Source organism: Streptomyces sp. Root1310, from assembly GCF_001426425.1.
In the GTDB taxonomy this organism is placed as follows: domain Bacteria; phylum Actinomycetota; class Actinomycetes; order Streptomycetales; family Streptomycetaceae; genus Streptomyces.
In genome coordinates, this window is the sequence record NZ_LMEQ01000012.1 from 834,951 (window position 1) to 855,141 (window position 20,191).

At 71.7% G+C, this 20,191-nt stretch carries 19 protein-coding genes and 2 tRNA genes; 13 read left to right on the forward strand and 8 right to left on the reverse strand.

The window, feature by feature from the left end; translation table 11 throughout:
• Positions 1-8: 8 nt before the first annotated feature.
• Positions 9-551 (reverse strand): PPA1309 family protein, encoded by a 543-nt coding sequence (locus ASD48_RS21880; protein WP_057603324.1) that lies wholly within the window; start codon positions 549-551, stop codon positions 9-11.
• A gap of 164 nt (positions 552-715) precedes the next feature.
• Here ASD48_RS21880 and ASD48_RS21885 point away from each other — a divergent pair, with 164 nt between their 5' ends.
• From ASD48_RS21885 to ASD48_RS21900, 4 genes are all read left to right on the forward strand, one after another.
• Positions 716-3,691 (forward strand): UPF0182 family protein, encoded by a 2,976-nt coding sequence (locus tag ASD48_RS21885; RefSeq protein WP_057603325.1) that lies wholly within the window; start codon positions 716-718, stop codon positions 3,689-3,691.
• Between the two features lie 40 nt (positions 3,692-3,731).
• Positions 3,732-3,805 (forward strand) — tRNA-Met (locus tag ASD48_RS21890).
• Between the two features lie 206 nt (positions 3,806-4,011).
• Positions 4,012-5,874 (forward strand): tetratricopeptide repeat protein, encoded by a 1,863-nt coding sequence (locus ASD48_RS21895; protein WP_199875895.1) that lies wholly within the window; start codon positions 4,012-4,014, stop codon positions 5,872-5,874.
• Positions 5,875-6,168: 294 nt separating this feature from the next.
• A tRNA-Met gene (locus ASD48_RS21900) sits at positions 6,169-6,242 on the forward strand.
• Between the two features lie 120 nt (positions 6,243-6,362).
• Here the strand turns inward: ASD48_RS21900 and ASD48_RS21905 are convergent.
• From ASD48_RS21905 to hisN, 3 genes are all read right to left on the reverse strand, one after another.
• Positions 6,363-6,779 (reverse strand): Fur family transcriptional regulator, encoded by a 417-nt coding sequence (locus tag ASD48_RS21905; RefSeq protein WP_057603327.1) that lies wholly within the window; start codon positions 6,777-6,779, stop codon positions 6,363-6,365.
• A 223-nt stretch (positions 6,780-7,002) separates the two neighbouring features.
• The gene (locus ASD48_RS21910) at positions 7,003-7,395 is read right to left on the reverse strand and encodes a CBS domain-containing protein (protein WP_057603328.1); all 393 of its coding nucleotides are present in this window, start codon (positions 7,393-7,395) and stop codon (positions 7,003-7,005) included.
• Between the two features lie 158 nt (positions 7,396-7,553).
• A complete protein-coding gene (hisN, locus tag ASD48_RS21915) occupies positions 7,554-8,354 on the reverse strand; it encodes a histidinol-phosphatase (protein WP_020130787.1) in 801 nt (266 codons plus the stop codon).
• Positions 8,355-8,521: 167 nt separating this feature from the next.
• On the opposite strand from hisN, the gene ASD48_RS21920 reads away from it, so the two are divergent.
• On the forward strand, positions 8,522-9,148 hold the full coding sequence (locus ASD48_RS21920) for a TetR/AcrR family transcriptional regulator (RefSeq protein ID WP_057603329.1): 627 nt from the start codon (positions 8,522-8,524) through the stop codon (positions 9,146-9,148).
• On the opposite strand, the gene ASD48_RS21925 is transcribed toward ASD48_RS21920, so the two are convergent.
• From ASD48_RS21925 to ASD48_RS21940, 4 genes are all read right to left on the reverse strand, one after another.
• Positions 9,142-9,465, reverse strand: a complete 324-nt coding sequence (locus ASD48_RS21925) for a multidrug efflux SMR transporter (protein WP_057603330.1) — start codon at positions 9,463-9,465, stop codon at positions 9,142-9,144. The two genes, ASD48_RS21920 and ASD48_RS21925, sit on opposite strands and share 7 nt — an antisense overlap.
• A gap of 174 nt (positions 9,466-9,639) precedes the next feature.
• A complete protein-coding gene (gene rsgA / locus ASD48_RS21930; protein WP_057603331.1) occupies positions 9,640-10,650 on the reverse strand; it encodes a ribosome small subunit-dependent GTPase A in 1,011 nt (336 codons plus the stop codon).
• 11 nt (positions 10,651-10,661) lie between these two features.
• On the reverse strand, positions 10,662-12,002 hold the full coding sequence (gene aroA, locus ASD48_RS21935) for a 3-phosphoshikimate 1-carboxyvinyltransferase (RefSeq protein ID WP_057603332.1): 1,341 nt from the start codon (positions 12,000-12,002) through the stop codon (positions 10,662-10,664).
• 120 nt (positions 12,003-12,122) lie between these two features.
• Positions 12,123-12,845, reverse strand: coding sequence for a M50 family metallopeptidase (locus ASD48_RS21940; RefSeq protein WP_057603333.1), 723 nt, complete (start codon positions 12,843-12,845; stop codon positions 12,123-12,125).
• 50 nt (positions 12,846-12,895) lie between these two features.
• Here ASD48_RS21940 and ASD48_RS21945 point away from each other — a divergent pair, with 50 nt between their 5' ends.
• The 8 genes from ASD48_RS21945 to def all read left to right on the forward strand — a co-directional run bounded on the left by ASD48_RS21945 (position 12,896) and on the right by def (position 20,159).
• Entirely contained in the window at positions 12,896-13,711 is an 816-nt protein-coding gene (locus ASD48_RS21945; protein WP_057603334.1) for an SOS response-associated peptidase, read from the forward strand.
• A 19-nt stretch (positions 13,712-13,730) separates the two neighbouring features.
• Positions 13,731-14,360, forward strand: a complete 630-nt coding sequence (locus tag ASD48_RS21950; RefSeq protein ID WP_057603335.1) for an alpha/beta family hydrolase — start codon at positions 13,731-13,733, stop codon at positions 14,358-14,360.
• A 264-nt stretch (positions 14,361-14,624) separates the two neighbouring features.
• The gene (gene sigR / locus ASD48_RS21955; protein WP_057603336.1) at positions 14,625-15,320 is read left to right on the forward strand and encodes an RNA polymerase sigma factor SigR; all 696 of its coding nucleotides are present in this window, start codon (positions 14,625-14,627) and stop codon (positions 15,318-15,320) included.
• A complete protein-coding gene (gene rsrA / locus ASD48_RS21960) occupies positions 15,317-15,619 on the forward strand; it encodes a mycothiol system anti-sigma-R factor (protein ID WP_057603337.1) in 303 nt (100 codons plus the stop codon). The genes sigR and rsrA overlap by 4 nt, the downstream gene beginning before the upstream one ends.
• Before the next feature lie 136 nt (positions 15,620-15,755).
• Complete coding sequence (locus ASD48_RS21965; RefSeq protein WP_057603338.1) at positions 15,756-17,063, forward strand: HD-GYP domain-containing protein; 1,308 nt, start codon at positions 15,756-15,758, stop codon at positions 17,061-17,063.
• Entirely contained in the window at positions 17,060-18,298 is a 1,239-nt protein-coding gene (locus ASD48_RS21970; RefSeq protein ID WP_057603339.1) for a hypothetical protein, read from the forward strand. The genes ASD48_RS21965 and ASD48_RS21970 overlap by 4 nt, the downstream gene beginning before the upstream one ends.
• Before the next feature lie 105 nt (positions 18,299-18,403).
• Positions 18,404-19,384, forward strand: a complete 981-nt coding sequence (locus ASD48_RS21975; protein ID WP_057603340.1) for a hypothetical protein — start codon at positions 18,404-18,406, stop codon at positions 19,382-19,384.
• Between the two features lie 124 nt (positions 19,385-19,508).
• Positions 19,509-20,159 carry a peptide deformylase gene (gene def / locus ASD48_RS21980; protein WP_057603341.1) on the forward strand — a complete coding sequence of 217 codons (651 nt, stop codon included), beginning with the start codon at positions 19,509-19,511 and terminating at the stop codon, positions 20,157-20,159.
• Positions 20,160-20,191 lie beyond the last annotated feature (32 nt).

The following is a 20,191-nucleotide window of genomic DNA, read 5'->3' on the forward strand; positions in this document are numbered from 1 at the left end:
CGGAAGGGCTACTCCGCGAACGTCACCGACAACGCCTCGGCGAGGCCCGGCACCAGACCCGCGCCGGTGAGGACCTCCGTCGGCGCGTCCTTCTCGCGCAGCCGGAGGGCCGAGTCGCGGGTGCCGTCACGCAGGACGCCGACCGTGATCCGGACCTCCTGGCGGTCGGGGTGCTCCGCGACCCACTTCGCGAGCTTCTTGTCGCCCAGGCCCTTCGGCACCTGAGCCTCGGCGGACGGGGGCAGCATCAGACGCTCCACGGTGAGGGCGCAGCCGACCACCGCGTCGGGCCAGGCGATCGTGGCGAGGAACTCGTCGAGCGGCTTGTCCGTTGGCACTTCGTCCTGCTCGATCGGGGTGAGACCGGTGGTCTCGGACTCGTCCTGAAGGCCGAGCTGGGCGGCGAGCGACGGTTCCTGCGTTCGCAGCCGAGCGGTGTCTACGAGGGCGAAAAGGCGGGCGGGCTGGTCCCAGCCGAGGCCGGAGGCGTACTCGTCGATCTCGAGTACGGCCCGGGTGAGCGGGCTCGCCGCCATGGGAGTGTTGGACATGGTCACAATCCTGCCTCGTTCAGGGGTGGAATCGGGAACCGAGTAAACGGTGAGTAAGTTGCATAGGTGTGGGCCCTCGATCACCGGGGGCCGCGAACGGTCCACGAACACGCGGGCCTGATGGATCAACTGCGACTTTCGAGGTGCGCACCTTGGCTTTCCAGATGCCGGACCGCGGCGGAGGCCCCACGGGGCCGCGGATCAGAGTGGGCCGCCCGTCCCGGCGCGTCCGGACCCTGCTCATGACACTGGGCGTCCTAGCCGTGATCGGCATGGCGTTCACGATGTTCGCGGGGTTCTGGACGGACTGGCTCTGGTACCGCTCGGTGAACTACTCGTCGGTCTTCACGACCACGTTGTGGACCAAGATCGGGCTGTTCTTCGTCTTCGGCCTGCTGATGGCCCTCGCGGTCGGCTTCAACATCTGGCTGGCGCACCGCCTGCGGCCGCCGCTCAGCGCGATGTCGGTGGAGCAGCAGAGCCTCGACCGCTACCGCATGGGCATCGCGCCGTACAAGACGTGGCTGCTGCTCGGCATCACCTCCCTGGTCGGCCTGATCGCGGGCGCCTCGGCGGCGGGTCAGTGGCGGACCTGGCTCATGTGGGTCAACGGCGTGCCCTTCCACCAGAAGGACCCGCAGTTCCATCTCGACGTGTCCTTCTTCGCGTTCGACCTGCCCTGGTACCGGTTCCTGCTCGGCTTCGGCTTCGCCGCCACGATCCTCTCGCTGATCGCCGCCGCGCTCACCCACTACCTGTACGGCGGGCTGCGCGTCACCAGCCCGGGCGCGCGCGCCACCGCCGCGGCCACCGGCCATCTGTCGGTGCTGCTCGGCATCTTCGTCACGCTGAAGGCGGTCGCCTACTGGCTGGACCGTTACGGCCTGGCCGTGAAGTCCAGCGACTTCAAGGCGACGGACAACTGGACGGGCCTGCGGTACGTCGACGCCAACGCCTATCTGCCGGCCAAGACGATCCTGTTCTGCATCGCCGTCATCTGCGCCCTGCTGTTCTTCGCCACCCTGTGGCGGCGGACCTGGCAGCTGCCGGTGATCGGCTTCGGCCTGATGGTGCTCTCGGCGATCCTCATCGGCGGGCTGTACCCGGCGATCGTCCAGAAGTTCCAGGTCCAGCCGAACGAGCAGGCCAAGGAAGCCCCGTACGTCGAGAAGAACCTCAAGGCGACCCGTGAGGCGTACGGCATCGCCGGTACGCAGGTCACCGAGTACTCGGGTACGAGCACCACCAAGGACAAGACGACGCTGCGCGACGACGTCGACGCCACGGCGAGCATCCGCGTCCTGGACCCGAACATCGTCTCCCCGACGTACCAGCAGCTCCAGCAGATGCGGAAGTACTACGCGTTCCCGACCAACCTGGACGTGGACCGCTACAACGTGAACGGCGCCGACCAGGACACCGTCATCGGTCTGCGCGAGCTGAACCTCGCGGGCGTCGACAAGCAGAACTGGATCAACAACCACTTCCGCTACACCCACGGCTACGGCGTGGTCGCCGCCAAGGGCACCACCTCCGACGCCGAGGGCCGCCCGCTCTTCACCGAGTCCAACCTGCCCTCCGTGGGCGACCTGGGCACGTATCAGCAGCGGATCTACTACGGCGAGAAGACGACCGCGTACTCGATCGTCGGCGGTCCGCAGAAGGAGATCGACTACTCCGACGACGCCGGTGAGAAGACCACCAGCTACACCGGCAAGAGCGGCGTCAACCTCTCCAACCCGATCAACCGGGCCGCGTACGCGGTGTCGTTCGGCGAACCGCAGATCCTGTACTCCGGCGCCATCGGCGAGGGATCGCGGATCCTGTACAACCGCACGCCCAAGGAGCGCGTCGAGGCGGTCGCCCCCTGGCTGACCATCGACGGCGACGCCTACCCGGCCGTGGTCAACCACAAGATCCAGTGGATCGTCGACGCGTACACGACGACGAACGGCTACCCGTACGCCTCCCGTACGACCCTCGGCGACACCACGGCCGACTCGCTGACCGCGACCAACGACAACCGCGCGGTGGTGGCACAGCAGAACCAGGTCAACTACATCCGCAACTCGGTGAAGGCGACCGTCGACGCGTACACCGGCGAGGTCAAGCTCTACCAGTGGGACACCGAGGACCCGGTCCTGAAGACCTGGATGAAGGCGTTCCCCGGCACGGTGAAGTCCAAGTCGTCCATCTCGACCGACCTGATGGCCCATCTCCGGTACCCGCAGGACCTGTTCAAGGTCCAGCGCGAGCTGCTCACCCGCTACCACGTGAAGGACGCGACGACGTTCCTCAGCGGCAGTGAGGTGTGGCAGGTGCCGGACGACCCGTCCAACAAGTCGGGTGACGCGGTCCCGCCGTACTACCTGAGCATGAAGATGCCGGACCAGAAGGCACAGGCGTTCTCGCTGACGACGACCTTCACGCCCAACGGCCGGGACAACCTCAGTGCGTTCATGGCGGTCGACTCCGAGGCGGGAACTCCCGACTACGGCAAGATCAGAGTGCTGAAACTGCCGACCAGTACGACCGTCGACGGACCCAAACAGGTGCAGAGCCAGTTCAACTCCGAACAGGACATCGCCGAGTCCATCAGGCTTCTGAAGGGCGGCGACTCCGACATCGAGTACGGCAACCTGCTGACGGTGCCGCTCGACGGCGGTCTGCTGTACGTGGAGCCCGTCTATGTGCGCGGCGGCGGACTCAAGTACCCGCTCCTGAAGAAGGTGTTGGTGACCTACGGCGGCAACACCGCCTTCGAGGACACCCTGGACGAGGCCCTCAACAAGGTCTTCGGCGCGGAGGGCGCGACTCCGCCGCCGGCGGACGAGGGCGGCGGTACGACCCCGCCACCGACGTCCACCAACCCGACGGTCCGGGAGGCGTTGGCCGACGCCCAGAAGGCGTTCACGGCCGGCCAGGAGGCCCTGAAGAAGCCCGACTGGGACGCGTACGCCAAGGCGCAGAAGGATCTCGAGGACGCGTTGAAGCGGGCCGAGGACGCGCAGGCCGAGGCCGACAAGGGCGCCAAGGCGAGCAGCAGTCCGAGCCCGACGAGTTCGGCGAGTCCGAGTGGTGGCTCCGGCGGCGGCGCCGGTAGCAGTCCGAGTCCCAAACCCAGTCCCAGCAGCGGCTGATCTTGCCCACCCCGCGTCGTGATACGGTTGTGGAACACGACGCGGGGTGGAGCAGCTCGGTAGCTCGCTGGGCTCATAACCCAGAGGTCGCAGGTTCAAATCCTGTCCCCGCTACTGAAGACGAAGGCCCGGATTCTGAAAAGGATCCGGGCCTTCGTGGTGTGCGAACGCATGTGCCGGGGGGACTGGTGGCCGCGCCGCCGTGGGGAGTTGAGCGATCTGTGTTTGACTTGTCTCTCTGTGGGCATGTCGACAAAACGCTGAAGTGACCTTACGGGCCGCGGTATACCAGGTGTACCCGGGTTGCGGGTGGTGCGACGATGGACGTTATGGGGGACAAGGCAACTCTGTTCGAGACAGGGCGGTTTGTGCAGCCTTCCGGTGAGGAAGCGACCCGGGACCAGAGCCGGGACGAGACGGCGGACGCCGTCGAGACGGGGGAGGCCGTCGAGGAGATGAGCCTGCGGCTCGCGGCGCAAGCCGGCGATGTCGAGGCCGTCAGCGTCCTCGGGGCCATGTTGCTGCGCCGCGGTGACCTCGACGGGGCCGAGCCCCATCTGCGTGCCGCCACCGCGGAGGGCGACCGGGCCGCCGCCAACAACCTGGGCGTCCTTCTCCATCAGCGCGGCTACCCCGACGAGGCCGCCGGATGGTGGCGGGTCGCGGCCGTCGCCGGATCCGCCGCCGCCGCGCACGCCCTGGGCCGCCACCGCCGCGAGTGCGGCGACGAACCGGCCGCCGAGTACTGGCTGCGCCAGTCCGCCGAGCAGGGGCACACGCTGGGCGCGTACGCCCTGGCCGACCTGCTGGAGCACCGTGGGGACCCCGGGGCCGAGCAGTGGATGCGGGCCGCCGCCGAGCGGGGGCACCGGGAAGCGGCCTACCGGCTGGCCCGAGCCCTCGACCACCCGGAGTGCGCGGGCTCCCGTGCCGACGGCGACGCGGACGGGTGCGAGCACGACAACGGTGTCATCGTGCGGGCGGAGGCCGAGCAGTGGTACCGCCAGGCCGCCGCGCGCGGACACCGGCGGGCCGCCCTGCACCTCGGGACGATCCTGGAGCGGCGCGGCGACCTGAAGGAGGCCGGACGCTGGTACCTGACGTCCGCCAAGGACGGCGAGGCACGGGCCGCCTGCGCGCTCGGGTTCCTGCTGCGCGACGCCGGCGACACCGAGAGCGCGGCCGTCTGGTGGCTGCGGGCCGCGCAGGAGGGCGACGGCAACGCGGCGAACGCGCTGGGCGCGCTGCACGCCGAGCGGGGACAGACCCAGACCGCCGAGCGCTGGTACCGGGCCGCGATGGACGCCGGGGACGACAACGGCGCCTACAACCTCGCCCTGCTCTGCGCCGAACAGGGCCGCACCGTGCAGGCCGAGCAGTGGTACCGGCGCGCCGCCTACGCCGGGCACCGGGAGGCGGCCAACGCGCTGGCCATCCTGCTGCTCCAGGGCGGCGACACGGCCGGGGCCGAGCCCTGGTTCTCCAAGGCGGCGGAGGCGGGCAGCGTCGACGCCGCGTTCAACCTCGGGATCCTGTTCGCGGGGCGGGGCGAGGAGGCCGTCGCGCTGCGCTGGTACGAGCGGGCGGCCGCCGCCGGGCACACCGAGGCGGCGCTCCAGGTCGGGATCGCGCGCCTGCGCGACGGGGACGAGCAGGAGGCCGAGCGGCATCTGCGGTGCGCGGCCGGCGGCGGGAGCGCGGAGGCGGCGTACCGGCTGGCGGCCGTGCTGGACGCGCGCCGGCCGCCGCAGCCCGCGCACGAGCTCGGGGAGACCGTGCACGAGAAGACCGAGTGCGAGGAGTGGTACGAGCGCGCCGCGACCCAGGGGCACCGGCGGGCGCAGGTCCGGGTCGGGATGCTGGCCGCCGCGCGCGGGGACGTGGTGGAGGCGGCACGGTGGTACCGGACGGCCGCGGAGGCCGGGTCGCGCAACGGTGCGTTCAACCTCGGACTGCTGCTCGCGCGCGAGGGCAGCGAGCCCGAGGCGGCCGTGTGGTGGACGCGGGCGGCCGACGCCGGGCACGGGCGGGCGGCTTTGCGGCTTGCCCTGGTCTACGCGCGTCGCGGCGAACTGGCCGAGGGACAGCGGTGGGCTGACCGGGCGGTGTCGCTGGGGCCGGGAGAGGTGGCCGAGCGGGCGGCCCGACTGCGGGACGCGTTGCGGGAAGAGCTGTCCGCCTGACGGCGTGCCGCGGTGGAGCGGGGCCGTGGGGCTGGGCCGTGGACGGGGAGTGGAGACCGGTCCCGTGGAGCCGGGTGGTGGCGCCGGACCGGGTTCCGCACGACGGGATTCCTCCCCGCCGCCCCTTCCCGTCCCAACCCCGGGGCTGCTGCCACCGGACCCCCGCTGCCGGCCCTGAGCGGGCCTCGTCCTCGAACGCCCGACGGGCTGAAGTGTGTTCTGACCTGCGTCGACAGGGGTCGGGCAATCGATTTGCCTTTGCCCTTCCCCTTCACGTAACGTTGCATTCAACGGCGCGGGGTGGAGCAGCTCGGTAGCTCGCTGGGCTCATAACCCAGAGGTCGCAGGTTCAAATCCTGTCCCCGCTACTAAAGGTCGAGGGCCGGAATCCGAAAGGGTTCCGGCCCTCGGTCGTTTTGCGGAGCCTCGGTCGTTTGCGGGTCCGCCCCGCCGCGATGTGCGACAGGGCGCCGCGCGCGGGGAGGGTGTCAGGCCGCCGCGCAGTTCGGGCAGAGTCCCCGGTACGTCACCTCGACGTCCGAGACCGTGAAGCCGAAGCGCTCCGAGTCGGGGAGGTCGGCCAGCGGGTCGCCGCTCGGGTGGACGTCCTTGATCGCACCGCACCGGGCGCACACCAGGTGGTGGTGCGGGCGGTGCGCGTTCGGGTCGTACCGCTTGGCGCGCTTGTCGGTGGCGACCTCGAGCACCTCGCCGAGCGAGACCAGCTCGCCGAGCGTGTTGTAGACGGTCGCCCGGGAGATCTCGGGCAGCCGGACGACGGCCCTGGAGTGCACCTCGTCGGCGGTCAGATGGACATGATCACCGTCGAGCACCTCGGCCACGACGCGCCGTTGGGCGGTCATCCGCCATCCGCGTCCGCGCAGTCGTTCCAGGAGATCGCTCATGGAATCAGCCTAGCAGCTACAGGGACCAGGTCCCGAACAGGTGTGACTTTAGAACCTGAAGCGAATTGGATGAAGTCCACTGTAGGATCAAGTCGACAGAATCCACGGTGAGCGGCTGGAGGTCGCGGTCCAGGCCCTGCGCGGCCGACAGCACTGGACCGCTTGTCGTGGGCGAACGGGCCGGGCCTCCCTGTGGGGGCCCGGCCCGTTCATGTGCTCAGGCTCAGGCCGGAACCTGCTGCCGGGCCGGCGCCCAGCAGCGGATGATGTCGCGGACCGAGACGATCCCGGCCGGTTCGTCGCGGTCGAGGACGATCAGATGCCGGAAGCCGCCGTGGGCCATGGCCTGGGCCGCCTCCTCCAGGGTCCAGCTCGGGGTGGCGAAGACGACGTCGTCTGTGGTGTGGGCGTGCGTGCGTTCCGTGTCCGGATCCTGCCCCAGTGCCACGGAGTTGAGGATGTCCCGCTCGGTGAGGATGCCGATGCCGCCGGCGTCCGGGTCGTGGACGACGGCCGCGCCGACGCGGCGGGCGGACATCAGGGCGGCGGCCTGACGGAGGGTGTGTGCGGGGCCGATGGTGAGGACCACCGTGCTCATGGCGTCACGGACGAGCATGGCTGGAGCCACCTCCTAGAAATCCACGATTGTTCATGGATTCACAAGTTCACAAGTGGGGGGTGCTGTCAGCGTGGCAGGTAAAGCGGGGGTCAACAAGAGGGCGCGCGCAGCCAATTGAGGGCGCGCGCGCTCATCTGTGAGTTCCGGCGGGTCGGTCAGTGGCGCTCGTTGAGGTAACCCAGCAGTTCCTCGTGGAGCAGGCCGTTCGACGCGGCCGCGTTGCCGCTGTGCGGACCCGGGCGGCCGTCCAGGCCCGTGAAGGTGCCGCCGGCCTCCGTCACGACGATCGCCGTGGCCGCCATGTCCCAGAGCGAGAGCTCGGGTTCGGCACACAGGTCGACCGAGCCCTCGGCGACCATCATGTACGGCCAGAAGTCGCCGTACGCGCGCGTGCGCCACACCTCGCGGGTCAGGTCCAGGAAGCCGTTCAGGTGCCCGCGCTCCTCCCAGCCGGTCAGCGAGGAGTACGCGAAGGAGGCGTCCGAGAGCTCCGAGACCCGGGAGACGCGCAGACGGGTGGCGGAGGTCAGGCTGCGGCCGGTGAAGGCGCCGTGCCCCTTCGCGGCCCACCAGCGGCGGCCCAGCGCCGGGGCGGAGACCACGCCGACCACGGGCTGGTAGCCGCCCTCGCCCGCCTCCGTCAGCGAGATGAGGGTGGCCCAGACGGGAACGCCCCGCACATAGTTCTTCGTGCCGTCGATCGGGTCGACCACCCAGCGGCGGGGGCCGGTCCCCTGGACGCCGTACTCCTCGCCGAGGATCGCGTCGCGTGGACGGGCCCGCTGCAGCTGACCGCGGATGAGTTCCTCGGCGGCCTTGTCGGCCTCACTCACCGGGGTCATGTCCGGTTTGGTCTCGACCTTGAGGTCGAGGGCCTTGAAACGGTCCATGGTCACGGCGTCGGCGGCGTCCGCGAGGACGTGCGCGAGTCGGAGGTCGTCGTGGTAGTCCGGCATGGGACGAACCGTATCCGCCGAAGGTGAGAACGGGCCACAGGGGACCGCGGGGTGGACGGGGGAGGATCCGTGGACACGGCCGGTATCACCGGTCGCCGCCGCGAACCCTTGACAGTGCTCCCGTCCGCGTCAAACCTGGGCGCAGAGCCGCTCGCCCCAGGGAGGCGATGATGCCTGCAGCGCGGGAATCCCTACTGGACGCCGCCTTCGAGGCGCTCGCACGACGGCCGTGGGCCGCGGTGCGGATGGTGGACGTCGCCGCGGCGGCCGGGGTGTCCCGGCAGACGCTGTACAACGAGTTCGGCAGCAAGGAGGGCCTGGCCAGGGCGCTCGTGAGGCGCGAGGCCGACGGATACCTCGCCGGGGTGGAACGCGCGCTGGCCGTGCACGGCGACGCCCGGGAGAGGCTCACCGCCGCCGCCGAGTGGACCACCGCCGCCGCCCGCGAGAACGTTCTCGTCCGGGCCGTCCTCACCGGTTTCTGGAGCGAGCGCCTGCCCTCGCCGACGCTCTCGGCGGTACCGTCCTCCTCCGCCGTGCCGGCCCAGCGCCGGGCCGACGGGCCGCTGCCCTCGCCCGGTGACCTGGTGGGCGCCGTCCGCGACCGGGCCGTGGCGGTGCTCTCCGGTCCCGGCGCCGTCCGGGCCGACGCGGCCGACCTGGCCCGCTCCTGCGAACTCGCCGTCCGGCTCGCCCTGTCCTGTGTGGCCGCGCCCCCGCCGGGTGAGGACGGCGTCGCGGAGCTGGTGCGGGGCGCGCTCCAGCGGCAGTCGGCCGACCGGTCGGGTCAGTGAGCCGACCCCGACAGCTGGAGTCCGATCACTCCTATGATCACCAGGCTGATCGAGACGAGCTTCAGGACCGACACCAGGTCGCCGAGGAAGACCATGCCGTAGATCGCGGTGCCGGCCGCGCCGATGCCCGTCCACACGGCGTAGGCGGGGCCCACGTCGAGCTTCTTCAGGGAGAGCGTCAGCAGACCGAAGCTCCCGAGGGCGAAGGCGCAGAAGGCGATGGTGGGCCACAGCCTCGTGAAGCCGTGGGACAGCTTGAGGCACACGGCGAAACCGGTCTCGAGCAATCCGGCCACGACGACCAGCAGCCACGCCATGTGCTGTCCCTCCGTTCGCCCGGCCCGGTCCGGCTCCGGCTCGGTGCGATTATGCACTTACCGGGCCCGGGGGGACGCAAACAACGCGGTGGTCAGCCGGTGGATCAACGGGCGGATCAGCCGTGGGTCAGCCGGTCGATCAATGGGCGGATCAGCCGTGGGTCAGCCGGTGGATCAGTCGCCTTCCGTGCGCTCGCGGGTGGCCAGCAGACGGCGCAGGGAGTACAGCCGTGCCGGGTCGGCGTGGCCGTCGGCCACCCAGGCGTCCAGCGCGCAGTCCGGCTCGTCGTGACTGCACGCGCGCGGGCAGCCCTCCGTCCCCGGCACCAGGTCGGGGAAGGCGAGGATCACCCGGGACGGGTCGACGTGGTGCAGGCCGAAGGACCGCACGCCCGGGGTGTCGATCACCCAGTCGCCCGTGCCCGCCAGGGGCAGGGCCAGCGCCGAGGTCGTGGTGTGGCGGCCGCGGCCGGTCACCGCGTTCACCCGGCCGGTCACCCGCCGCTGCTCCTCCGGGACCAGCGCGTTGACCAGGGTCGTCTTCCCGACGCCCGAGTGACCGACGAACGCCGTGATCCGCCCGGCCAGGAACTCGCGCACCCGGTCCGCCGAGTCGCCGTTCTCCAGCTCCTCGCGGCTGGTGACGACGTACGGGATGTCGAGGTGGCCGTACAGCTCCAGCAGCTTGTCCGGCGAGGCCAGATCCGACTTCGTCATGACCAGCAGAGGAGTGAGGCCGCCGTCGAACGCCGCCACCAGGCAGCGGTCGATCAGACGCGGGCGGGGCTCGGGGTCGGCGAGGGCGGTGACCACGGCGAGCTGGTCGGCGTTGGCGACGACCACCCGCTCGAACGGGTCGTCGTCGTCCGCGGTGCGGCGCAGCACCGAGGTGCGCTTCTCGATGCGGACGATGCGGGCCAGCGTGTCCTTCTTACCGGACAGGTCGCCGACGATCGCGACCCGGTCGCCCACGACCGCGGCCTTGCGGCCCAGTTCGCGGGCCTTCATCGCGAGGACGATCCGGTCCTCGACGAGGCAGGTCAGGCGGCCCCGGTCGACGGTGAGGACCATGCCCTCGACGGAGTCCTCGTGCTTGGGGCGGATGTGCGTGCGAGGCCGGTTGCCCTTGCGGTTCGGGCGGCTGCGGATGTCGTCCTGGTCGGTGTGCTTGTCATAGCGGCGCATGGCGAAAGTCCCTATACCCCGAGCATCCCGGTCCACAGTTCCGGGAAGTCGGGCAGCGTCTTCGCCGTCGTCGCCACGTTCTCGATCTGCACGCCCTCCACGGCCAGGCCGATGATCGCGCCGGCCGTCGCCATGCGGTGGTCGTCGTAGGTGTGGAAGATCCCGCCGTGCAGCCGGCGCGGGCGGATGTGCAGACCGTCGGCGGTCTCCGTCACATCGCCGCCGAGCTCGTTGATCTCCTTCGTCAGCGCGGCCAGCCGGTCCGTCTCGTGCAGGCGCAGATGGGACACGCCCCGCAGGGTGGACGGGGAGTCCGCGAGGGCGGCGACCGCCGCGATGCCCGGGGTCAGCTCGCCGACCTCGCCCAGGTCGACGTCGATGCCGTGGATCGACCCCGAGCCGGTGAAGACCAGGCCGTAGTCGGCCAGTTCACAGGAGCCACCCATCTCGGTGAAGATCTCGCGCAGCCGGTCACCCGGCTGAGTGGTGCGGGCCGGCCAGTCCGGGATCAGCACCCGGCCGCCCGTCACCAGCGCCGCCGCCAGGAACGGCTGGGCGTTGGACAGGTCCGGCTCGATCGTCAGGTCCCGGCCCAGCAGGGCGCCCGGGGTGACCCGCCAGACGTTCGGCTCGCCGCCCGACTCCGGGGTGTCCACCTGCGCGCCCACCGCGCGCAGCATGTCGACCGTCATCCGGATGTGCGGTACGGAGGGCAGCGTGGCGCCGGTGTGGCGGACCTCCACGCCCTGGTTGAAGCGCGGGGCCGAGAGGAGCAGGGCCGATACGAACTGGGACGAGGACGAGGCGTCGATCTCAACCGTCCCGCCGTCCAGCGCGCCCCCGCCGTGCACGGTCAGCGGCAGCGCGCCGCGGCCGTCGTCGTCGATCCGGGCACCGAGGACCCGCAGCGCGTCGACGACGCCGTTCAGGGGTCGCTCGTACGAGCGAGGGTCGCCGTCGAAGCGGACGGGACCGTCGGCGAGGGCGGCGACCGGCGGCAGGAAGCGCATCACCGTGCCCGCGTTGCCGACGTCGACCGTGGCGGGTCCGCGCAGCCCGGCGGGGAGGATCCGCCAGGCCTCGCCGGTGCTGTCGGGGCTGCCCGCGCCGGAGGAGCTGGACGACACGGTCTCCTCGATGCCGACGCCCATCTCGCGCAGGGCGGCCGCCATCAGCAGGGTGTCGCGGGAGCGGAGGGGGCGGCGCAGCCATCCGGGCTCGGAGGCGAGGGAGGCGAGGACCAGGGCGCGGTTGGTGACGGACTTGGACCCCGGCACGTGGACCGTCGCGGCGACGGCCTCGCTCGCGTGCGGGGCGGGCCAGAGGGCGGTGTGTGCGGGGTTCGGGGCCATGGGCCCCACTTTAGTGGTCGGCCGTCCTTCGGGTGCGGCGCCGTCGGGGCCGGCAGCGCCCGCGGCGGAGCCGTGGACGTCACATCCCGCACCCCGGTGACGCGCCGCTCCGGGGCTGCCTCACAGCCCCAGCAGCCACCGGCCCCCGCCCAGCAGGGCGCACAGGCTCACCGCGTGGAAGAGGAACAGCCACAGGCCCGCCGGTACGTGGGTCAGCCGGGACAGCTGGTCCGCGTCCGAGTCGCCCGCGCCGCCGCGGGAGCGCTTCGCCTGGAGCTCGAAGGCCGGGCGGACTCCGCCCAGCAGCAGGAACCACACCACCGCGTACGCGAAGGCCGCCTGCACCTGCGGTCCCGCCAGCCAGGACACCAGCAGGAAGGTGCCGCCGGTGAGGACCACCGTGAGGGCGCCGTACGCGTTGCGGATCATCACCAGCATCACGACCAGCAGGGCCGTGGCCACCCACAGCAGCAGGGTGATGCGGCCGGCCCCGAGGAGGGCGGCGCCGCCCAGGCCGAGCAGCGGGGGAGCGGTGTAGCCGGCCGCCGCGGTGAGGATCATGCCGAGGCCGTGCGGCTTGCCCCGGCTGAGGGTCAGGCCACTGGTGTCGGAGTGCAACCGGATCCCGGTCAGCTGGCGGCCGGTCAGCAGCGCGACCAGGCCGTGACCACCCTCGTGGGCGATCGTGATGGCGTTGCGCGATATCCGCCACAGGGTGTGCGGTACGACGACCGCGAGAGCGGCGACCGCGGTGGCCACCACCACCCACAGGTCGGGGTCGGACTGGGTGCCGACGAGGCGGTCCCACAGGTCGGGCAGCGCGAGGGCGGCGGTGCTCTCCATGTTTTCTGGTGGCTCCCTTTCGGCTCACGGAGTCTGGCAGTGTGGCACGTATGTGCGGACGGTATGCAGCGAGTCGCAGGCCCGAGGATCTCGCAGGAATCTTTGAGGTCGAGAAGTGGGAGCCCGAGGAGGCCCTGGAGCCGGACTACAACGTGGCGCCGACCAAGGAGGTCTACGCCGTCCTCGACCGTCCGTTGAAGGACGCCGGCGACAAGCGGCCGGTTCGGCAGCTGCGGAAGCTGAGGTGGGGACTGGTCCCCTCCTGGGCGAAGACCCCCGAGGGCGGCGCGCGGATGATCAACGCGCGTGCCGAGACCGTCCACGAGAAGCCCTCCTTCCGCCGCGCCTTCGCCGCCCGGCGCTGCGTCCTGCCCGCCGACGGCTACTACGAGTGGGTCACCGGCGTCCAGGAACGGGACCTGGAGGTCGAGGGCAGGAAGAAGCGGCCCCGCAAGCAGCCCTACTTCGTGCTCCCGGCCGACGGCACGGTCTTCGCGATGGCCGGGCTGTACGAGTTCTGGCGGGACCGGACCCTGCCCGACGACCATCCGCGGGCCTGGTGGGTGACGTGCTCGGTGATCACGACCGAGGCGGAGACCTCCCCGCTCGCCGTGGCCCCCGCCGACGGACCGCACGCCCTCGCCGACATCCACCCCCGGATGCCGCTGATGCTGACCCCGGACCGCTGGGACGCCTGGCTCGACCCGGCGCGGACGGACGTCGACGACCTCCGTTCCCTCCTCGAACCCCCGCCGGCCGGGCTGATGCGCGCCTACCCGGTGTCCACGGCCGTCAGCAACGTCCGCAACGGCGGCCCGGAGCTGCTGAAGGAGCTGGAGGGGCCCGAGGAGGGCACACTCTTCTGACGTGAGCAGTGAAACAGTCGTGAGCACCGAAACGGTGGAGACCGAGGCGGGTACCGCCCGCATCACCTGGCACCGGGCCGGGAAGCCGCGGCTCGTCCTCGCCGTCGGCCATGGCGCCGGGGGCGGTGTCGAGGCCCGGGACCTCCGGGCGCTCGCCGCCGTGCTGCCCGGACGCGGGGTGAGCGTCGCCCTCGTCGAGCAACCCTGGCGGGTGGCCGGCAAGAAGGTCGCGCCCGCGCCCAAGACCCTCGACGTCGGCTGGCGCGGGATCTGGCCGGCCGTCGTCGCGCCCGGGCTGCCGGTGATCTCGGGCGGCCGGTCGGCCGGGGCGCGGGTGGCCTGCCGTACGGCCACCGAGCTCGGCGCGCACGCCGTGCTCGCGCTCGGCTTTCCGCTCCACCCGCCGGGCAGGCCGGAGAAGTCCCGCGCCGGTGAACTGCTCGGGGCGGGGGTGCCGACCCTCGTGGTCCAGGGCGGCAACGACCCCTTCGGCAGGCCGGACGAGTTCCCCGCGGGGGGCTACGACCTGGTGGAGGTGCCGTACGGCGATCACGGGTTCGCGGTGCCCAAGCGGGCCGGGGTCACGCAGGAGGAGACGCTGGAGGTCGTCACCGCGGCAGTCGCCGGGTGGGTCGCCTCACTCGGGTGAGGTGAAGGGTGGGGAATGCGGAGGGGGCGGGCGCTGTTGTGGCGGACAAGAAGTGCTGAACAACCGGCACCGACGTCAGTGGGAGAGGAAGTCCGCCGCATGGGTTCGACCATCTGCCCGAGCCGCAGCAGCCGCGCCGATCTGGACTGGACGGTGCTGCACGCTGCCAGGACCGCTCCTATTGGAGCGGCGCCGGGCGCGGGTAGTCGTCTATCCTCCGATTCGAGTGGGATCGGTTTCGGTCCTACCCGCGATCTTGAGGAGGTGGGTCCGGTCACCGGTACCGACGCAGGGACCGACAACGGCCAGGCGGAGCTGCCCGAGGGCCAGGGCGTGAGCCGGGAGACGGGCGCGGAGTCCACCGCCGAGCGCAGTGCGCGCTTCGAGCGGGACGCGCTCGAGTTCCTCGACCAGATGTACTCGGCCGCGCTGCGCATGACGCGCAACCCGGCCGACGCCGAGGACCTGGTGCAGGAGACGTACGCGAAGGCGTACGCGTCCTTCCACCAGTTCCGTGAGGGCACCAACCTCAAGGCCTGGCTGTACCGGATCCTCACCAACACCTTCATCAACTCGTACCGCAAGAAGCAGCGTGAACCCCAGCGCAGCGCGGCCGAGGAGATCGAGGACTGGCAGCTGGCGCGTGCCGAGTCGCACATGTCCACGGGTCTGCGCTCCGCGGAGTCGCAGGCGCTGGACCACCTGCCCGACTCGGACGTGAAGGCGGCGCTTCAGGCCATCCCCGAGGAGTTCCGGATCGCCGTGTATCTCGCGGACGTAGAGGGCTTTGCGTACAAGGAGATCGCGGACATCATGGGGACACCCATCGGTACGGTGATGTCCCGGCTGCACCGGGGCCGCCGTCAACTGCGCGGCATGCTCGAGGACTACGCCCGTGAGCGCGGGCTGGTCCCGGCCGGTGCCGGAGAGTCGAACGAAGCGAAAGGTTCGGGCTCATGAGCTGCGGAGATCCGCACGAGACGGACTGCGGTGAGGTCCTCGACCACCTGTACGAGTACCTCGACAGCGAAATGCCCCCGGTGGACCGGGACAAGTTCCAGCACCACTTCGAGGAATGCTCCCCCTGCCTGGAGAAGTACGGGCTGGAGGAGGCCGTGAAGAAGCTGGTCAAGCGGTGCTGCGGGAGTGACGACGTGCCGACCGACCTGCGGGCCAAGGTCATGGGCCGGATCGACCTGATCCGCTCCGGCCAGGCCGTCCCCGAGCATGACGTGACGGCGACGCCCCAGGAGACCTGAGCCGCTTTCGGGAAGCCCGCTTCCAGAAGGCGCTGCTGTCACTCGAATGTGCTAATCCGAGGGTGATACGCCCGCGGACCCACCCCCGGCCGTCCTAGGCTCCTGAGCCCGGACAGGTACGGCTGGGGGAGGCGTCATGGAAGGGAGTCCGGCGCGGGCGCGCGGTTACGCCGCCTGTGTCGCCCTCGGCGCCCTGCTCTGCACGCTCCCCTCGCTGTCCGGCGCGCGCACCCCCTGGTGGGCCGTCGCCCTGCTCGCCGCCCTGTACGCCGTCGGCGAGCGGATCGCCCGGCGCAGGTTCGCCGGCACCCTGCACCCCGTGCTGCTGGCCGGGGCGTTCCTGCTCTCGCCGGCCGCGGCCGCTCTCGTCCCGCTGCCCGGGGCGCTGTTCTCGCACGTCGAGCGGCGCCCCTTTCTGCTGCGCCGGGTCTGGCGGGCCGCCCACGCGTCGCTCGCCGTGTGGGCGGCGGCCCGGGTGCACGCCGCGTTCGGCGGCCGGGAAGCCGTGGCCGGCTCCGAGCTGCCTTACGCGCTGGTGCCGGCCGGCGCGGCCGTGCTGGTGTTCTGCGCCGCGCTCGCCCTGCTGGACGGCGGGATGCTCGCGCTCGCCGAGGGGCTGCCGCTGCGGCGGGCCTGCCGGGGGCTGTTCCTGCGCTCCCTGGCACCGCTGGCGGTGCACGGGCTCGGCGGACTGATGATGGCCGTGCTGTGGCTCAGCCCGTACGGGCCGGTGGCCGCCCTGCTCGTGCTGTTCCCGATGGCCGTGTCCTGGTGGGTGTTCGCGCAGTACCACCGGGAGCGCGCCGCGCACCAGGCGACCATCCGCGCCCTGGTCCAGGCCGTCGACATCAAGGACGGCTACACGCGCGGCCACAGCGAGCGCGTCGGCCAGGCCTCGGTGCTGATCGGCCGCGAACTGGGCATGGACGAGAGCCGGATCGACATGCTCCGCTTCGCCGGGATCCTGCACGACGTCGGCAAACTCGGCGTCCCCACCCGGCTGTTGCGCAAGGACGGACCGCTGACCCCGCAGGAGCGGCGGGTCATCGAGCTGCACCCCGAGTACGGGCACGAGATCACCCGCGGGATCTCCTTCCTCGGCGAGGCCCGCTCGGCGATCCTGCACCACCACGAACGCCTCGACGGCAAGGGCTACCCGTACGGGCTGGTCGGCAGCCAGATCCCGGAGCCGGCCCGGGTGGTCGCCGTCGCGGACGCCTTCGACGCCATGACGTCCACCAGGTCCTACAGCAGGGCCAGGCCGGTGCACGTCGCCCTGGAGGAGCTGCGGCGGTGCGCGGGCGCCCAGTTCGACCCCCGGATGGTCGCGGCGCTGACGCACGCCATCGCCCGGGACGGCTGGCATCCCGTCGTGACCGCCGAGGAGGACCGGCCGGCCGTGCCCGCGCAGACCTCCGACGACCGGTCCGGGGTACGCCGATGACCGTCCGCCGCTCGCAGGTCGCCCTCCATGCCGCGGCCGCGCTGCTCGTCGGCGTCTCCCTGGTCGGCACCTTCCTGACGGGGGTCGAGAACCGCCCCGTCGCGCTCGCCTTCGGGATCCTCGTCGCCGTCGGGGAGCTGACCCGCCCCCAGAGCGGGCCCCGGCCGCGGGAGGCCGCGCCCCTCGGTGCCGCCGGGTCACTCTCGTACGCGCTGGTCGGAGGACATGCCGGGCATCCCACGCAGCACGGGGTGACCCAGGTCGTGGCGGTGGTGGTCGCCGCCTCGCTGCTCGGCAGCGTGCCGCAGCTGGCCCGTGGACAGGCCGTCCTCGACCACCTGGTCCGGCGGGTGCTGGCCGTCGGGTTCGCCGCCGTCTGCTTCCAGCCCCTCCACAACCGCGGGGTGTTCGACGGCTGGAGCGGGCCCGCCTACGCGCTGCTGCTGCTCGCGCTGCTCGTCCTGACCGTGCTGTGCGACGCCGTGGTCGCCGCCGCGCTCGCCCACTCCCGTACCGGCTGGCCGTTCACCCCGCTGCTGCGGGACGAGCTGCGGGCGGTGCCCGGGATCGGCTCGGCGGTCTGCGCGACGGGGGCGGTGATGGCGCTCGCGGTGGCCGTAGTCGGGCTGTGGGCGCTGCCGGTGTTCTCGGTGCCGCTGCTGCTCACCCAGCTGTCCCTGCGCCGGTACGCGGCGGTGCGGGCCACCTACCGGCAGACCATCGCCTCGCTGGCCCGTGCCACGGAGATCGCCGGGTACACCCCGGCCGGGCATGCCCGCCGGGTCGCCGCCCTCAGCCAGGCCGTGGGTCTGGACCTGGGGCTGCCGGAGCCCGAGCTGGCCGTGCTGGAGTACGCGGCCCTCATGCACGACATCGGCCAGCTCAGCCTCGTCGACCCGGTCCCGGCGGGTGCCACCGCCGGGCTGCCGGCCGCCCAGCAGCGGCGGATCGCGCTGCTCGGCGGGGCCGTCGTCCGCCAGACCGGTGCGGGCGCACAGGTCGCCGCGGTCGTCGAGCGGCAGGCCGATCCCTACCTGGAGCAGCCGGTGGCCGCGCGCATAGTCCGGGTGGTGAACGCATACGAGGAGAAGGTCCGGGGCAGCGGACCCGGTGGGCCCCTCACCGCCCTGGAGGAGCTGCGCCTCGGCACCGGCGGGGAGTACGCGCCCGAGGTGGTGGAGGCCCTGGCCAGGGTGCTTTCGCGGCGTTGTCTGACCTCGCCCGTGGGTGGGTAACCCATGGGTAATGAGCGGCCCTCCGGCCACACGTGGTTGGATGCGAGGGAGAGAGTGTCCGGGGGCACTGGCCAGCCCACAGAACGGAACTGGCAGGCGGGAATCGTGAGGATCTTCGGCAAGGGACGGCACCGGCCCTCCGCCTCCTGGCGGCAGGCCACCGACCGCGCGTTCACGCTGATCGGCGACGGGCGGTACGAGGACGCGGGCGCGCTGCTGACACGTGCCGCCGACCTGGAGCCCTGGCTGTCCGAGTCCTGGTTCAACCTCGCCCTGCTGCACAAGTTCCGGCACGACTGGGAGCAGGCCCGCACGGCGGGGCTCCGGGCCGTCGCCCTGCTCGACCGCGAGGCCGGCGCCCCCGACTGGTGGAACGTGGGCATCGCGGCCACCGCCCTCCAGGACTGGCCGCTGGCCCGCCGCGCCTGGCAGGCGTACGGGCTGCGGGTGCCCGGCGACGCCATAGGCGCGGGCGAGCCGGTCGGCATGGAGCTGGGCAGCGCGGCCGTACGGCTGTCGCCCGAGGGCGAGGCCGAGGTGGTGTGGGGGCGGCGGCTGGACCCCGCCCGGATGGAGGTGCTGTCCATCCCGCTGCCCTCGTCCGGGCGGCGCTGGGGCGAGGTCGTGCTGCACGACGGGGTGCCGCACGGCGAGCGGACCACGTCCACGGGCCACTCCTACCCGGTCTTCGACGAGATCGAGCTGTGGGCGCCCTCTCCCGTGCCGACCTGGGTCGTCCTGCTGGAGGCGGCCACCGAGTCGGACCGGGACGCGCTGGAGCAGCTGGCGGCCGACGCGGGCTTCGCGGCGGAGGACTGGTCGTCGTCGGTGCGGCTGCTCTGCCGGATGTGCTCGGAGTCGCGGATGCCGTCCGACGAGGGTGACGGCGAGCATCTCGACCCGCACGACCACAGTGAGCCGGGACACCCGGGCCCGCTCGGGCACCGGACGGACGGCCAGCTGTGGGTGCCGGAGCGGGAGTGCGGGGTGGCCGCGCCGGCCTCTCTCGTACGCGGCCTGCTGGACGGGTGGGTCGCCGACAGCCCCGATTCCAGGGACTGGCGGGACCTGGAAGAGGTCTGCTGACCGCTTTCCGCCGCGCGTTTCGTCGTGGCTGGTCGCGCCGTTCCCCGCGCCCCGCAGGGGCGCGCTGCCCGTACCCTGTATCGAGCATTCACCCCCTGTCTGTTTGAGGAAGGCATCGTCGGTCATGGCCCAGCAGGACACCGATCAGCAGCACGCGGGCGTGCTCCCCGTGGACGACGAGGGCTTCGTCATCGACACCGAGGAGGCGGAGGCGCGCGAGCTGGCATGGCGTGAGGCCGGCACCTCGCGGCCGATCACCGTCGTCGGGAACCCGGTGCTGCACAAGGAGTGCAAGGACGTCACCGAGTTCGGCGAGGAACTGCGGCAGCTGGTCGCGGACATGTTCGCCTCGCAGCACACCGCCGAGGGAGTGGGCCTGGCCGCCAACCAGATCGGCGTCGACCTCAAGGTCTTCGTCTACGACTGCCCGGACGACGAGGGCGCCCGGCACACCGGCGTCGTCTGCAACCCGAAGCTGGTCGAACTGCCCGCCGACCGGCGCAGGCTGGACGACAGCAACGAGGGCTGTCTGTCGGTGCCCACCGCCTACGCGCCGCTGGCGCGTCCCGACTACGCCGAAGTGACCGGGCAGGACGAGCGGGGCAATCCGATCAAGGTGCGCGGCACCGGTTACTTCGCTCGGTGTTTGCAGCACGAGACCGACCACCTGTACGGCTACCTCTACATCGACCGTCTGTCCAAGCGTGAACGCAAGGACGCCCTGCGGCAGATGGCCGAGAACGAGCCCCGTTATCCCGTGGTCGCCAACGACTGAGCCCACCCGCACCACCACGACGCCCGGCCGGG

Coding starts and splice junctions, on each gene's coding strand:
- ASD48_RS21880 (WP_057603324.1), bottom strand. CDS start 551: ATGTCCAACACTCCCATGGCGGCGAGCCCGCTCACCCGGGCCGTACTC.
- ASD48_RS21905 (WP_057603327.1), bottom strand. CDS start 6,779: ATGAGCGATCTCCTGGAACGACTGCGCGGACGCGGATGGCGGATGACC.
- ASD48_RS21925 (WP_057603330.1), bottom strand. CDS start 9,465: ATGGCGTGGCTGCTGGTCGTCGTGGCCGGATTGCTCGAGACCGGTTTC.
- ASD48_RS21910 (WP_057603328.1), bottom strand. CDS start 7,395: ATGCTCGTCCGTGACGCCATGAGCACGGTGGTCCTCACCATCGGCCCC.
- hisN (WP_020130787.1), bottom strand. CDS start 8,354: ATGCCGGACTACCACGACGACCTCCGACTCGCGCACGTCCTCGCGGAC.
- ASD48_RS21895 (WP_199875895.1), top strand. CDS start 4,012: ATGGACGTTATGGGGGACAAGGCAACTCTGTTCGAGACAGGGCGGTTT.
- aroA (WP_057603332.1), bottom strand. CDS start 12,002: ATGGCCCCGAACCCCGCACACACCGCCCTCTGGCCCGCCCCGCACGCG.
- rsgA (WP_057603331.1), bottom strand. CDS start 10,650: ATGCGCCGCTATGACAAGCACACCGACCAGGACGACATCCGCAGCCGC.
- def (WP_057603341.1), top strand. CDS start 19,509: ATGGCCCAGCAGGACACCGATCAGCAGCACGCGGGCGTGCTCCCCGTG.
- ASD48_RS21885 (WP_057603325.1), top strand. CDS start 716: ATGCCGGACCGCGGCGGAGGCCCCACGGGGCCGCGGATCAGAGTGGGC.
- ASD48_RS21945 (WP_057603334.1), top strand. CDS start 12,896: ATGTGCGGACGGTATGCAGCGAGTCGCAGGCCCGAGGATCTCGCAGGA.
- ASD48_RS21970 (WP_057603339.1), top strand. CDS start 17,060: ATGACCGTCCGCCGCTCGCAGGTCGCCCTCCATGCCGCGGCCGCGCTG.
- ASD48_RS21965 (WP_057603338.1), top strand. CDS start 15,756: ATGGAAGGGAGTCCGGCGCGGGCGCGCGGTTACGCCGCCTGTGTCGCC.
- rsrA (WP_057603337.1), top strand. CDS start 15,317: ATGAGCTGCGGAGATCCGCACGAGACGGACTGCGGTGAGGTCCTCGAC.
- ASD48_RS21940 (WP_057603333.1), bottom strand. CDS start 12,845: ATGGAGAGCACCGCCGCCCTCGCGCTGCCCGACCTGTGGGACCGCCTC.
- ASD48_RS21920 (WP_057603329.1), top strand. CDS start 8,522: ATGATGCCTGCAGCGCGGGAATCCCTACTGGACGCCGCCTTCGAGGCG.